Origin of the sequence: Rhodococcoides trifolii (assembly GCF_014635345.1) — a bacterium.
Taxonomy (GTDB): Bacteria; Actinomycetota; Actinomycetes; order Mycobacteriales; family Mycobacteriaceae; genus Rhodococcoides; species Rhodococcoides trifolii.
This window is the reverse complement of sequence record NZ_BMCU01000001.1, coordinates 820643-833583: the sequence shown is the minus strand read 5'-3', so window position 1 is coordinate 833583 and position 12941 is coordinate 820643. Positions and strand designations below refer to the sequence as shown.

13 protein-coding genes are annotated in these 12941 nt (G+C 65.0%); 5 read left to right on the top strand and 8 right to left on the bottom strand.

Going from position 1 to position 12941, the window contains the following annotated elements:
• Positions 1 to 376: 376 nt before the first annotated feature.
• Positions 377 to 1993, top strand: coding sequence for an MFS transporter (locus IEW02_RS04075; RefSeq protein WP_188543373.1), 1617 nt, complete (start codon positions 377 to 379; stop codon positions 1991 to 1993).
• Positions 1990 to 3591, top strand: a complete 1602-nt coding sequence (locus IEW02_RS04070; RefSeq protein WP_188543372.1) for an NAD-dependent epimerase/dehydratase family protein — start codon at positions 1990 to 1992, stop codon at positions 3589 to 3591. The genes IEW02_RS04075 and IEW02_RS04070 overlap by 4 nt, the downstream gene beginning before the upstream one ends.
• On the opposite strand, the gene IEW02_RS04065 is transcribed toward IEW02_RS04070, so the two are convergent.
• Both IEW02_RS04065 and IEW02_RS04060 read right to left on the bottom strand, forming a co-directional pair.
• On the bottom strand, positions 3560 to 4063 hold the full coding sequence (locus IEW02_RS04065; RefSeq protein ID WP_188543371.1) for a DUF2505 domain-containing protein: 504 nt from the start codon (positions 4061 to 4063) through the stop codon (positions 3560 to 3562). The genes IEW02_RS04070 and IEW02_RS04065 overlap by 32 nt on opposite strands.
• 3 nt (positions 4064 to 4066) lie before the next feature.
• Complete coding sequence (locus tag IEW02_RS04060) at positions 4067 to 5329, bottom strand: aminotransferase class I/II-fold pyridoxal phosphate-dependent enzyme (RefSeq protein WP_188543370.1); 1263 nt, start codon at positions 5327 to 5329, stop codon at positions 4067 to 4069.
• Between the two features lie 279 nt (positions 5330 to 5608).
• Between IEW02_RS04060 and IEW02_RS04055 the strand changes: the two genes are divergently transcribed.
• Positions 5609 to 6787 (top strand): acyl-CoA dehydrogenase family protein, encoded by a 1179-nt coding sequence (locus IEW02_RS04055; protein ID WP_188543369.1) that lies wholly within the window; start codon positions 5609 to 5611, stop codon positions 6785 to 6787.
• A 273-nt stretch (positions 6788 to 7060) separates the two neighbouring features.
• On the opposite strand, the gene rplL is transcribed toward IEW02_RS04055, so the two are convergent.
• The 5 genes from rplL to IEW02_RS04030 all read right to left on the bottom strand — a co-directional run bounded on the left by rplL (position 7061) and on the right by IEW02_RS04030 (position 10343).
• Positions 7061 to 7447 carry a 50S ribosomal protein L7/L12 gene (gene rplL, locus IEW02_RS04050; RefSeq protein WP_188543368.1) on the bottom strand — a complete coding sequence of 129 codons (387 nt, stop codon included), beginning with the start codon at positions 7445 to 7447 and terminating at the stop codon, positions 7061 to 7063.
• Between the two features lie 79 nt (positions 7448 to 7526).
• Positions 7527 to 8111 (bottom strand): 50S ribosomal protein L10, encoded by a 585-nt coding sequence (rplJ, locus tag IEW02_RS04045; protein WP_188543367.1) that lies wholly within the window; start codon positions 8109 to 8111, stop codon positions 7527 to 7529.
• A 273-nt stretch (positions 8112 to 8384) separates the two neighbouring features.
• Positions 8385 to 8978, bottom strand: a complete 594-nt coding sequence (locus tag IEW02_RS04040) for a CHRD domain-containing protein (RefSeq protein WP_188543366.1) — start codon at positions 8976 to 8978, stop codon at positions 8385 to 8387.
• A gap of 103 nt (positions 8979 to 9081) precedes the next feature.
• Entirely contained in the window at positions 9082 to 9576 is a 495-nt protein-coding gene (locus IEW02_RS04035; protein WP_229745765.1) for a class F sortase, read from the bottom strand.
• 74 nt (positions 9577 to 9650) lie between these two features.
• A complete protein-coding gene (locus tag IEW02_RS04030) occupies positions 9651 to 10343 on the bottom strand; it encodes a CHRD domain-containing protein (protein ID WP_188543365.1) in 693 nt (230 codons plus the stop codon).
• Between the two features lie 161 nt (positions 10344 to 10504).
• Between IEW02_RS04030 and IEW02_RS04025 the strand changes: the two genes are divergently transcribed.
• A complete protein-coding gene (locus IEW02_RS04025) occupies positions 10505 to 11023 on the top strand; it encodes an RNA polymerase sigma factor (protein ID WP_229745764.1) in 519 nt (172 codons plus the stop codon).
• On the top strand, positions 11020 to 11676 hold the full coding sequence (locus tag IEW02_RS04020) for a hypothetical protein (RefSeq protein ID WP_188543363.1): 657 nt from the start codon (positions 11020 to 11022) through the stop codon (positions 11674 to 11676). The genes IEW02_RS04025 and IEW02_RS04020 overlap by 4 nt, the downstream gene beginning before the upstream one ends.
• On the opposite strand, the gene IEW02_RS04015 is transcribed toward IEW02_RS04020, so the two are convergent.
• Positions 11673 to 12824 (bottom strand): GGDEF domain-containing protein, encoded by a 1152-nt coding sequence (locus IEW02_RS04015; RefSeq protein WP_188543362.1) that lies wholly within the window; start codon positions 12822 to 12824, stop codon positions 11673 to 11675. The two genes, IEW02_RS04020 and IEW02_RS04015, sit on opposite strands and share 4 nt — an antisense overlap.
• Positions 12825 to 12941: the final 117 nt, after the last annotated feature.

The following is a 12941-nucleotide window of genomic DNA, read 5'->3' as shown; positions in this document are numbered from 1 at the left end:
TCCCAGCTCGTCACACATCGCCCGTACCGATCAGCTGTGTGCGTGGCGTCACTCTAACTCAGAGCAAGTGTGGTCGACGACAGGCAGACTACCGATCGGTAACCGTCCCCCCGACGAGACAGGTTATCCGTTAGCAGTGTGACTGATGATGCCCGTCGAGTACATGCGAATGCACTTCCCGGAACCGATTTCCGTGTACTCCGGCACCGATGTTGTGGCAGCCCTACTATCCGCACCCGCCCTTCGTTGTGACGAGACACCGACTTCGTCGCGGGTGCCGCCAGGGTCCGGGAATGCTCTCTCGATCAACGCTTTCCGCAGGTAGGTTGGCCGCGGGTGTGGGTCGCCGCGCCGCAACCAGGGGGCACAGAATTCGATGAGCAGCACCGGTCATCTCACCTCGACGTCCGATCTCACCCGTCGCAGACAGCTCGCCGCCTTCGGCGTCATCTGCATTGCCGAACTCCTGATCGTGCTCGACATGACGGTCATCAACGTGGCACTTCCCTCCATCGGGATCGAGCTCGAAACCGGAATTTCGGGCCTGCAATGGATCGTCGACGCGTACACACTGACCTTCTCGGGCCTTCTGCTCGCTTTCGGAAATCTCGGTGACCGCTACGGGCGACGCCGACTCCTCCTCATCGGCCTGACCGGACTCGGGCTGACGTGCATCATCGGCGCCCTCGGCGACACTCTCGAGCAAGTGATCACCTCACGTGCGCTGATGGGCGTCTTCGCCGCCGTGGTTCTGCCCGCCACCCTCGCCGTCATCACCAACCTGTTCCCGAAGCCGAAGGAACGCGCCCTCGCCATCGGTGTGTGGTCGTCGATCGCGGGTGTCGCGGTGGCGATCGGGCCGATATCCGGCGGATGGCTTCTCGAGCACTTCTCGTGGCACTCGGTGTTCTGGCTCAACGTTCCGGTCGCCATCGTCGCCGTCGCCGCTGTGGCCGTCGTGGTGCCGGAGTCCAAGGCGTCGGTCGTCGGCCCGCTCGACGTCGTCGGCGTCCTCTTGTCCATTGCCGGTGTGTCGTTGTTGGTGTTCATCGTCATCGAGGCGCCGAAGTTCGGGTGGCTCTCGGTGACGACGCTGGGAGGTTTCGCCCTGTCGGTCGCGCTGCTGGTCGGGTTCGTCTACCGCGAACTGCACACCGAGTCCCCGGTTCTCGACGTGACGCTGTTCAAGATCAGGCCGTTCGCGTGGCCTGCTGTGGCGATCGCCGTCGGATACTTCAGCCTCTTCGGATTCCTGTTCCTCATCACTCAGTACTTCCAGGGAGTTCGCGAATACAGTCCGCTGGCGTTCGGTATCGCGACGCTTCCGTTCGCCGCGGCTCTGGCGGTGAGCTCCCCCGCCGCCACCCTGATCGCTCAGAAGATCGGCACCATGCCGGTGCTCGTCACCGGTCTGATCCTGATCGGCGCCGGACTCCTGGTGGCCGGGCAGGTCGAGCTGACCAGCTCCTATCTGACGCTGGTGCTGCCTGCGATGTTGTTGCTGGCGGTCGGCATCGCGATCATCCAGGGGCCGGCGACGGAGTCGATCATGTCCTCGCTCCCCCTCGACGAAGCCGGCGCAGGTTCGGCGGTCAACGACACCACCCGCGAGATCGGCGGCACGCTCGGCGTCGCCGTCCTCGGGTCCATCGTGGCCTCCTACTACGTGAGCACCGTCAAACCGCTCGTCGACGCCATCCCGAACGCGATGATCACCGATACCGAACGCGGGTACGCAACATCCAGCGTGCTGAGCGTGATCGAACTGCAGAAGCGCGAGATCCCGGCGATGTTCGAGCCGTCGCGGCAACAGCTGATCATGCAGATGAAGGAAGCGGCGCTGCGCGGATCCGAGGTGGCCGCCTACTTCGGCGCCGCGGCCGTGTTCATCTGTGCTGCAGTCGTTTTCGTGATGCTGCCGAGGCAGTACCGCACGACCGGGATGTTGGCGATCACCGACGATGACGGTGAAGAGATTTCGGTGACGAAGTGAAGGTTGCGGTCACCGGCGCGACGAGCGACTTCGGCGCCGCCATTCTTCCTGTGCTGCTGGCGGATCCGGAGATCACCTCGGTGGTCGGCCTGGGTCGGCGGGCGCCACGCCTGACCCACCCGAAACTGCAGTCGGTCTCGGTCGACATCCGATCCCCCGACCTGGTCGAGGTGTTCCGCGGGGTCGACGTCGTGATTCACCTGGCCTTCGTGGTCGAGGAGGCACGAGACAAGTCGGCAATTCACGACGTGAACATCGGCGGGTCCCGCAACACGGTCGACTGCGCGCACCGCGCCGGTGTACAGAACCTCGTGATCGCCTCGAGCGTGAGCGTCTACGGCAGCGAGGACATCGCCGTGCCGGTGACGGAAGAGGAATTTCCACTCTCGGATCCCCTGCGGTACTACTTCTTCGACAAAGCGGAGGTCGAGCACTTCGTCGAGTGGTGGCTGCGCCGCCACCCCGGCGAGATGGCCGTGTCGATGCTGCGTCCGACGTACGTGGTCGGTCCAGACTTCTCGAACGACGGCATCGACACCCTCACCCAGTCGGTGGTCGCGTTCCCCGACCCCGATCACGCGAACTACCAGTTCATCCACCAGGACGACCTGGCCGATGCCTTCCACCGAGCGGTCAAGACTCCGCTGACCGGACCGTTCAATCTCGGCCCGCGCGACTGGCTCGGCGTGCGCGCGTTGGCTCGCATGCAGGGCCAGCTCGTGCTGAAGGTTCCGGGAAAGCTGTTGCGCGGGTTCGTGAACACCGCCTATGCGGTGCGCGTGCTCCCGTTCTCCTCGCACTGGATCTCGTCCGGCGAGGCAGCGGTGGACTCGACGCATTTCGAGCGGTCCACCGGATGGGTTCCGTCCATGACGTCCGCGGAGGCAGCGGCGATCATGATCCTGCTCCGCGGTCGACCCGTCATGACGCGCGAGCACGCTCTGCGCGGACATCGAGCATGCGAGGCCGTGGCCGCAGCCGCGACGGTTCGGGTGCGAGCCTGGCCGCAGGTCGACCACGAGATCGAAGGCATTGCAGCAGCACTCGATCGAGCTCTGTCCCTCGTCGAGCACGACCGGGTCGACACGCCGTCCGGTTCGGTGCACGTCGAGGTGCACATCAGTGAGTCGCCGCATGCTGCAGTCGTGATTCCGGTCCCGACGGGTCTGCACGCGCGGTACCTCAGCGCGCTCGCGCGCACGATCGCGGACAGCGGCGTCTCGGTCGTCCTCGTCGACCTCCCCGGCCACGGCGCCAGTACGGGCCGTCGTGGGCGGGCCACCAAGTCACAGGTGACCGAAGCACTCGCGTCGGCGGCCGAGTGGGCACGCACCCGTTTCGGACAGGAGCCGACCGTCGTCGACATCCCGAGCGGCGGCGTCGATACGCTCTCGACGGTCGAGCCCGCGGACGGCCTGCTCTCGGCGCACTCCGGTCTACGGATGCCGCAGCGACGACCGGACATGACGACCGCGACACGTGCCGTGCAGCAACGCTTCTCCGCCCCCGCGGGCGTGTTGTCAGGGACCGGTCAACGCGCTCTGCAGCAGGCGGTGCTCGAACACTTCAGTGGCGTGCGTTCAGCCAACCGAGGGTGAACTCTTTCTCGGCGGCGAAGCTCTTGTCGACCTCCCCGAGCATGATCTTCTCGACCACGGGACCCATGACGGGGATGGTCGAGGTGACGGTGCCGACGAAAATCAGACGACTCGTCGACTCGGACGTCGCCGTCATCGTGACGTCGCCCGCGATCACGATCGGGACACGCGACACCTCGAGTTCGTAACCACCCGAAGCCGATTGGTCGACGAGTGGGTCCCACCACTCCGTGCAGCGCGCCGACATGTCCGCACCGGCGAAGCGTCGCAACGCCTTCGGTAACATCTCGGCGTCGACGGCCTGGTCCACCACGGAGGTGGTCCGGCCGTCGACGCCGAAGAACTCGACCACCCGAGAACCGAGACCGAACTCCGAGACCCGGTCCTTCCAGTACATCTCACTGGTCAGCGCCCCGTACAACTCGGCCACGGTGCAGGGGTAATCGGTGTTCTGCTCGATCGGTTGCGCCACCTGCTACACCGACACCGACACCGGTTCGGCCTGCCGCAGCAGTCCGTGTCCGGCGATGACCTTGCTGATGACGTCGATGGTGCGGTCGAGTTGTTCGGTGGTGTGGTCGGCCTGGAGGCAGACCCGCAGCATGGCCGCACCCTGCGCCACCGCCGGGAATGTCGCGTAGGACACGAAGATTCCCTGGTCGTACACCTCTTTCCAGATGTTCATGGCCTTGAGGTCGTCGCGAATGTTGACGGGCACGATCGCAGAGATCATCTCGGTACCGTCCGGAAGTGGGGTGTTGGATTCGGTGCCGACGTCGACACCGGCAGCCGCCAGTCCGTCGTGCAGGTAGCGGGCATTTCCGAGTACCCGTCGCGAGCGCTCCTGCCCTTCGCTGCTGCGGGCGAGACGGATGGCCGCCTGCGCCGCACCGAGGGCAGCGGGGACCCCTGCGGTAGTGAACATGAATGTGCGTGCGTGACAACGCATTGCGTCCACGATGTCGGTGGAGCCGGCGACGAATCCGCCGGACGATCCCAGACCCTTGGAGAAGCAACCCATCCGTACGTCGACGTCGTCGGCGATACCGAACATCTCCGCCACGCCGGTGAGCTGCGGACCCATCACCGCGACGCTGTGCGCCTCGTCGACCATCAGGGCGGCGTCGTACTTCTCGCACAGCGCGGCGATCTCGACGAGCGGAGGCAGATCACCGTGCATGGAGTACAGGCCGTCGACCACCACCAGAATGGCACCCTCGGAGCGCGAGAGCTTTTCTTCGAGCTTGTCGACCTGGTTGTGACGGAACGCGCGAATGTTGGCCCGCGACAACCTGCATGCGTCGTAGATGGACGCGTGGGCGCCGGAGTCGACGACGACGGTGTCGCCCACACCGACAAGGGCACTGATGGCGCCGAGATTGGCCTGGTAGCCCGTGGTGAACACGATGGCGGCCTCGGTGCCGTGCCAGTCGGCCAGCTCGGCTTCGAGCTCCATGTGCAGGTCGATCGTTCCGTTCAGCAGACGACTGCCTGTGACGGTGGCGCCGTACTTGTCGAGCGCTGTGCGAGCACCCTCGACCACCAGCGGGTGATCGGCGAGGCCCATGTAGTTGTTCGAGCCCAACATGATTCGCTGCTGACCTTCCACGTCCACGATCGGTGCGTTCACCGACCGCATCACGCGGAAGAAGGGATTCTGATCGTGCTTGGTCAGCACTCGGTGCGCCCAGATGCGCTTGTCGTGCCTGATCCGGTCCAGCATTTTCTGAGAGCTCATGTGCGGTTCCCCAACCCTATCAACGTATCCGTGGTGTCCACGTAAGTTTCTTCGAAGTGCGCTCGGCTGCACAGTCCGAGACATGTTGCAGATCAACGTTACTCGTTGGTACAACCGGAAGTCGGCCACCGCGACTGGAAACCGCTCCATACCTACCGCGGCACTGTTGTGCGTGTTCACAGATCGCGCGAATAAGCCTCCGGCACGGCAAGACGGAGAGAGACGATCGAGCAAACCGTCTCGAATTCCGAGTGCCGGTCACCTTCGAGGAAGGTCTTGATGACTCTCACCGCACCGCAGATCGACGTGCCGCACACCACCTCACCCTCCACCGCCTCGAGAGTGATGGCTCACGAGAACGAGACCCTGCGACGACTCCTGCCCAGCCTCGCCGACTACCTCGCAGTGACTCCGCTGCTCGAGATGGAGACTCCGGGGTCGGGCGCCATCGCCGCGTTCCGCGACGCCGGTGGAACGGGCCTGATCGTCCCGACGGAGTTGGGCGGCATCGGTGCCAGCGCAGTCGACGCCATTGCCGTCCAACGCGCCATCGGTGCGGCGTCCCCCTCGCTCGCAGCGGCGACGACCATGCACCACCTCTCGATCGCCACCATCGTCGAAATCGCACTCGCCGGACCCGAGGAGGAACTGCCCCTCGTCGCCGGGCTCGTGGAGCAGCGCAGCATCATCGCGTCGGGATTCGCAGAGGGCAAGGGCAGCACGCTCGTTCCCTCCGTCAGCGCCGTCTACAAAGGCGGCGATTACATCGTCAGCGGGAGCAAGAAGCCCTGCAGCCTGTCCAAGTCGATGGATTTCCTAGCCGCCAGCGTCGCGGCGTCGGAAAAGAAGGGCGGCAAGACCCGTCGCGCGGTCGCATTGATCCCGGCGACGATGCCCGGGGTGTCGGTGCGGCCGTTCTGGTCGAGCCCCATCCTCGCCGGCGCCGAGAGCGAGGAGGTCGTGCTCGACGACGTGGAGATCCCCGTCGCCCTGACCATGATCGGCGCGCTCGACGATCCGGACGGTCAGCACGAACTCACCGGCTGGCTGTGGTTCGGCGTCCTCGCGTCGGCCGGGTACATCGGCGCCGCGTCGTCGCTGCTCGAGAAGATGATCGACAACCCGAAGATCGACGACGCCGCCTACGTGACCGCGGCGGCGGAGCTCGAGTCGTCGATGTGCGCCGTCGACGCGATCGCGCGGGCCATGGACGCCGGCGAGCGTGGCGCTGACATCTCCGCGCGACTGTTGTTCTGCCGCACGGCACTTCGAGGTGCGCTCACCCGTGCGGCCACCACCGCCGTGACCGCGCTGGGCGGAATCGCGTTCATCACCGACCCCGAGGTCGCGTACCTGCAGTCGGTGGTGCAAGCCTTCTCGTTCCATCCGCCGTCGATCCGCGAGACCAATACGGCGCTGGCGGCCTACCACCGCGGTGGGGAGTTCACGCTGGCGTAGGGGTGTACCTCGGGCGGTTGTGAAGCAATTACCGTGGTACGCGCGGCATTTCCTTCACAACCGCGGCGGGAACCCGCTTACTTCAACCTCTGTGGAGCGCTGGACGCTGCGCAGTCGCCGCCGCGGTAACGCCGGCGGAGGGTTGTGAAGCAATTACCGCGGTACGCGCGGCATTTCCTTCACAACCGCTAGGCGCTCGTACCCTCGGAACACAGCACAGCGGCCGCACCCCGTGAGGGATGCGGCCGCTGTGTGATGCTGGGTGGAGCTAGATCACTTGATGGAGATCTTCGCGCCGGCAGCTTCGAGCTTCTCCTTGGCTGCGTCGGCAGCGGCCTTGTCGACCTTCTCCAGGATTGCCTTGGGGGCACTCTCGACGAGGTCCTTGGCTTCCTTGAGTCCGAGGCCGGAGACGACCTCACGGACGACCTTGATGACCTGGATCTTCTTGTCGCCGGCGCCTTCGAGGACGACGTCGAACTCGTCCTGCTCTTCAGCGGCCTCGGCGGGAGCAGCTGCTCCGCCTGCGGCGGCAACGGCGACCGGTGCCGCTGCGGTGACCTCGAAGGTCTCCTCGAACGCCTTCACGAACTCCGAGAGCTCGAGGAGGGTGAGTTCTTTGAACTGGTCGAGCAATTCTTCGGTGCTGAGCTTTGCCATGGTGGCAGGTCCTTCCGTGTAAGTCCTAGTCACTGATCACGCGACTGGATGTTGGTGAGATGCAGTCCTTGCGGATCAGCTATTCGGCTGCAGCTTCTGCGGGTGCGGCTTCTTCTGCCGGTGCGGCCTCGGGAGCTGCTCCGCCTTCTTCTGCGGCCTTCTTCTCCTGCAACGCAGCCACCAAGCGGGCGACCTGCGAAGCGGGGGCGTTGAACAGGCCTGCGGCCTTTGCCAGATTGCCCTTCATCGCGCCGGCCAGCTTGGCGAGCAGGATCTCGCGGGATTCGAGATCCGCGATCCTGTTGACCTCGTCCACGGACAGCGTCTTGCCGTCCATGTAGCCGCCCTTGATGATGAGCGCCTTGTTCTCCTTGGCGAAGTTCTTGATCGCCTTGGCTGCGTCGACCGGCTCGCCGTTGATGAATGCGATGGCGGTGGGACCGACGAACAAGTCGTCCAGGCCGGTGATGCCCGCATCTGCGGCAGCACGCTTGACCAGGGTGTTCTTGGCGACGGAGTACGTCGCTCCGGTGCCGAGTGCTCGACGGAGCTCCGAGATCCGACCGACCGACAAACCACGGTATTCCGTGATGACGGCGGCGGTGGAGCCGTTGAACTGCTCGGTGATCTCCGCTACTGCGGATACCTTTTCTGCCTTTGCCATACTTCGCCTCCTCTCGTGAGACGTCATGGCCGATCGAGAACGGGACGAAAACGAAAGAACGCCCCGGCGCAAGAAGCACACGGGGCGCGTAGGCATTGCATCAGCAGTGCTGTCCGTACCTCGTTCTCCTGCGTGGGCCGCCCGATGTCTCGGACCTTTCAACCGCATCCAGGTGCAGACGCGGTGACCGACGGTCTTGGGTAGAACTTGATTCGCTCGAAACTGTACCCGAGCACGTGGCCAGGGCCAAAACGGCCCTGGCCACCACTCGAACTAGGACGAACCGAAGCCGCCCTTGCCGACGAACGGGATCGGGGTGAGCTGGCCGCGAACCGCACCGGCGGTGAACGCCGTGGTGTGCGTGTCCGCGGCGAACCCGGCCGGGTTCGCTTCGATCGAGGTCAGGTCGAAGTCGGTACCGGTGTCGGCACCGTTCGCCACCACGCCCGTCGTGAACGGTCCCTGCAGGCATCCGCTGCTCTGGCGCAGCCCATTGCCGATGTCGGTCGGGTTCGGGAAGGCGATGCGCGGCGGACCCGCCACTCCGGCGGCGGCCTGGTGGATGTGGGTCGCCGTCTTGGCCGGGCTCATGTAGTCGTCGGTCACGCCGGCCAAGAAGATGTCGTAGCAGATGATGTCGAGATCGCTGTTGATCCGGTATGTGAACGAGCCCAGCGCTCCGGGCTGACCGGGAGTTGCAACACCTTGCGCGTTCAGGACCTGGTTGGGCGTCGCCACGGAAGTGAATGCGCTGGTGAACGTGGCCGGGGCTGCGACCGTAGTCTCGGCCGACGCCGTTCCTGCGCCGAACACCATTGCTGCCGATGCGGCGAGTGCCACGGCCCCGGAAATCTTGAACTTCGACATTGTCAGCAGTGCCTTTCAGTCGTCGATGAGCGCAGACACCCGTGTCGGTTCTGTCGCTCTACATAAAGAGTAAGTAAAAGAACCCAAAAATGTTGGCCACCGCTCACAGGCGAACACCGAAGACCACCAGATTTTCCTCGTACGACCCCACCGCGGAATCGAAGTCACCCGAGCAGGTGATCAATCTGATTTCGTCGCCCGGCGTCGCTCCGAACACTCGGGTCGTCGGAAATTCCCTCTTGGAGAATTCCGTCGTGCGAGAGATTCGATAATCGGCTCGAGTGCCGTCCTCCGAGAGAACGGTCACGATGTGGCCCTCGGCCAGTTCGTCCAACCGATCGAATACCGCCGGACCGCTGGTCGAGTCGACGTGACCGGCCAGAACGGTCGGCCCGAACCCGCCCGGTCGCCCTCCGCCGGCGAACCAGCCGACATCGCCGTAGTCGGACGGGACCTCCATGCCGCCGTCGGTCAGTCCGAGTTGGACCAGGGGCTCGTCGAGATCGATGTCCGTCGCCACCAGACGGACCGGTGGCATGAGGACGCCGGGAACAACGGGAACGCCGGTGGACGCCGACGTCGGGGCGGTTCGGGACACGACAGGCTCCGGCGGTGGTGACGTGCACGCCACCACCGCCAGAACACCGGCGAAGAGAATCGTTCGTCGGACGGTCAGGACTGCGCCATAGTCCGACGACGCGCAATCAGACCCGCACCCAGAAGCGCGGCGATTCCGACCGCGGCCACAGCCGGTCCGGAGTTCGACTCGGTCGCCGAGCCGCCACCGCCGGTCGCGATGCCGCCGACCGGGATCGGGGTCAACTGACCACGGACCGCGCCCGCGACGAACTGGGTGGTGTGGGAATCTGCCGCGAAGCCGGCGCCGTTCGCCTCGAGTGCCGCCAACGAGAAGCCGGTGCCCGTGTCTGCGCCGTTGGTCACGACCCCGGTTGTGAACGGTCCTTGCAAGCACCCGTTGCTCGTACGGGGTCCGTCGCCGACGGGGGTGGGGTTGGGGAACGCGATGCGCGGCGGTCCTGCCGCCCCGATCGCCGCCTGGTGGATGTGGGTCGCCGTCTTCGCGGGACTCATGTAGTCACCGCTCACACCGTTCAGGCTGATGTCGTAGCAGATGATGTCCTGGTCGCTGTTGATGCGGAACGTGAAGGACCCCGTTGCACCGGGCTGTCCGGGCGTCGGCACACCGTCGGCGTTCAGTACCTGATCCGGTGTTGCCATCGCGGTGAATGCGCTCGTGAACGTGGCCGGTTCGGTAACCGGCGTCTCGGCCGAGGCAATCCCCGCCCCGAGCATTGTCAGCGATGCTCCGAGCGCAACGGTCATGGCTGTTCGTCGTGTCGACATGGTCGGACCTCCTGTCAGCATGAGCACGGGCGCTCATACAGAGGACTACGTGTGCTGTCCGTCTTGCGTTCAATGTCCGAATAATCTTTTTCGGGTGAACGTTCTGCGCTCGGTGGACGTAGTCCTCTTACATGACGGACACCATCGATACTGTGAGAACGGTGGCTCGCACTGTCGGCTCGGAACACTTCGATCTGACGCGTGCGTACGACGCCCACGCGTCGTCGATGTTGGGGTTCGCTGTGAACGCACTGCGTGATCGCGCTCTCGCCGAAGAGTGTGTGCAGGAAACATTTCTACGTGCCTGGCGAGCGCGCCACACCTTCGACAGCGCCAAGGGTCAGCTCCTGACGTGGCTGTTCGCGATCGAGCGCAACGTCATCACCGACGTACTCAGGTCGGTTGCGCGCATGCCGTCGATCACGGCCGGACGCTACGACGACGCCGACGCGATCGAACAGGATTCGACGGCGCAGACCGTCGAGCGTCTGAGGGTGGTCGAGGCGCTGGCAGTGCTCAGCCCCGAGCACCGCCAGGTGGTGGTGGCCGTGCACGTGATCGGCTCGTCGTACGCCGAGCTGTCGGCGTCGACCGGCATTCCTGTCTCCACCCTTCGCACGCGCGCCTTCTATGCACTGCGCGCCCTGCGCAGTCATCTCGACGGGCAGGAGGAACGATGAGCAACACGGATGACCGACGAGCGGAACTGATCGCCGCGGCAGTCGGTGACGATCTCGATGACGCGGAGTTGCACGAGTTGCGTGCCTTGGCTGCGGTCGATCCGACCGTGGACGACGAGATCGAGCAGCTGCGCGACGTCGTCGGACGGGTCTCGTCGTTACCGACCTGGATCGAACCGCCCGCGGACGGTTCCATGAGACGCCAGGTGGTCGGCCGGCGAACTGGCCGACGTCTTCCCGTGATTGCGGCTGCTGCCGCAGTGGGCATCCTCGCCGGGGTTGCCGGTGTGCTCGGAATTCAGGCAGTGCGAAACGCTCCCGTCACCGGACCGCCAGGAACGCTGGGCGCATACGAGCAGGTCGACTTCGACGAATCCGAGGCGGGCCTGACGGTCGACGGAGGGCTCGTGGCGCACACGTGGGGTACCGAGACCGTCCTGGAAGTATCCGGGGTCCGCACCGACGAGGTGTACGGCGTGTACCTGCGCGAGGCCTCCGGGCTCACCATGGCGTCGGGAACATTTCTCGGCACGCCGGTCCCGGTCGATTGCCGGATGAACGCGGCGGTCGGGCGGTCGGAGGTGATCGGGTTGGAGATTCGCACCGCTCGGGGTGACGTCGTGGCCACGGCTGAGGTTCCGCAGGTCAGCTAGAGGGCGGCGGTGAGCACTCGATCCCCGCCGGCATCCTTGGCGCGATACATCATCGAATCGGCTATGCGACCCGCCCGCACGACGATCGACACCCCGACGTCCCACAGGTCCGATTCGGCGTCGAGCACGGCAACACCGACACTGGCGGTGACCGGAACCTGATCGGAGCCGTTGTACAGAGCGTCGCCGATGCGCTCGATCAACCCCTCGACGAGACTGATGTCGCCGGTGACCGCGGCGAGGAATTCCTCGCCGCCGGTGCGCGCGATGATGCCGTAATCGCCGAACAGTGTTTCCAGGCGACGCGAGAGCAGCCGAATCACGGAATCTCCCACGTCGTGGCCGAACTGATCGTTGACGCGCTTGAACTTGTCGATGTCGATGAGGAAGACCGCCAGCGTGTGGCGCTTGTCGAAGCCACGCGACCAGAGCTCTTCGAGCGCACTGTCCCAGCCTCGGCGGTTGTAGAGCCCGGTGAGCGGATCGAGGGCGGCGCGTCGGGCATCGCGGGTGATGATCGTCCAGGCGAGATGCGCGAAGAGGGGCACGCCGGCGACGGCGCCGAGAATGACCACCGAGCCGGCCACGATCGTCGCGAAGTCGTAGGCCTGTGAGGTGTACGCGCGCACGGCCATCGCATCGATGAACGTGATCGAGAAAACCAAGTGGGCCACCAGCCACCGCGGGCTCACGAAGTAGGTGAAGTAGGCCCCCGAGATGGCGAACAGCGCACATCCCGTCACGGCGGCGAGGGGTTGATACGTCGCGAGTACCGATGCCAGGCCCAGGTCGGCGAACAGTCCGAAGGCGATCAGTCCCCAGCGCCCCGGCAGCGGACCGAAGAACCAGAACCAGGCCACCGCGAATTGCAGCACCAGCACCAACAGCACCCAGGTGGTGGCCACGACCCCGGTCGGCCCCTGCGGGCTGAGCAGCATCGTGATCGACGCCACCATGTACAGAAGGACGCCGGCGCCGATCACCGACTTGATCACACGGTGCAGAGATCGCGTGGACTGGTAGGTGAGGATCCACATGTAGTCGAACGGCTGATGGAACCAGTCGGACAACGTGGCGACACCGCGCGCGAACGAGCCCCGGCGGTGGCGTCCCGACCGGGTCTCCTCGATCGACTGGAGCCGTTCCATCGTGTCTCCGACGTTGAGAATTGGGGGATTTACAGGTTTCGAGGCTATCCGACGAACTTCGAGTCTTGGGCGTTCGCCGAGAAATCGAGCTCCACCGGCTGTGAGAACCCACCATTG

Coding starts and splice junctions, on each gene's coding strand:
- IEW02_RS04015 (WP_188543362.1), bottom strand. CDS start 12,824: ATGGAACGGCTCCAGTCGATCGAGGAGACCCGGTCGGGACGCCACCGC.
- IEW02_RS04030 (WP_188543365.1), bottom strand. CDS start 10,343: ATGTCGACACGACGAACAGCCATGACCGTTGCGCTCGGAGCATCGCTG.
- rplL (WP_188543368.1), bottom strand. CDS start 7,447: ATGGCAAAGCTCAGCACCGAAGAATTGCTCGACCAGTTCAAAGAACTC.
- IEW02_RS04075 (WP_188543373.1), top strand. CDS start 377: ATGAGCAGCACCGGTCATCTCACCTCGACGTCCGATCTCACCCGTCGC.
- IEW02_RS04055 (WP_188543369.1), top strand. CDS start 5,609: ATGACTCTCACCGCACCGCAGATCGACGTGCCGCACACCACCTCACCC.
- rplJ (WP_188543367.1), bottom strand. CDS start 8,111: ATGGCAAAGGCAGAAAAGGTATCCGCAGTAGCGGAGATCACCGAGCAG.
- IEW02_RS04020 (WP_188543363.1), top strand. CDS start 11,020: ATGAGCAACACGGATGACCGACGAGCGGAACTGATCGCCGCGGCAGTC.
- IEW02_RS04060 (WP_188543370.1), bottom strand. CDS start 5,329: ATGAGCTCTCAGAAAATGCTGGACCGGATCAGGCACGACAAGCGCATC.
- IEW02_RS04040 (WP_188543366.1), bottom strand. CDS start 8,978: ATGTCGAAGTTCAAGATTTCCGGGGCCGTGGCACTCGCCGCATCGGCA.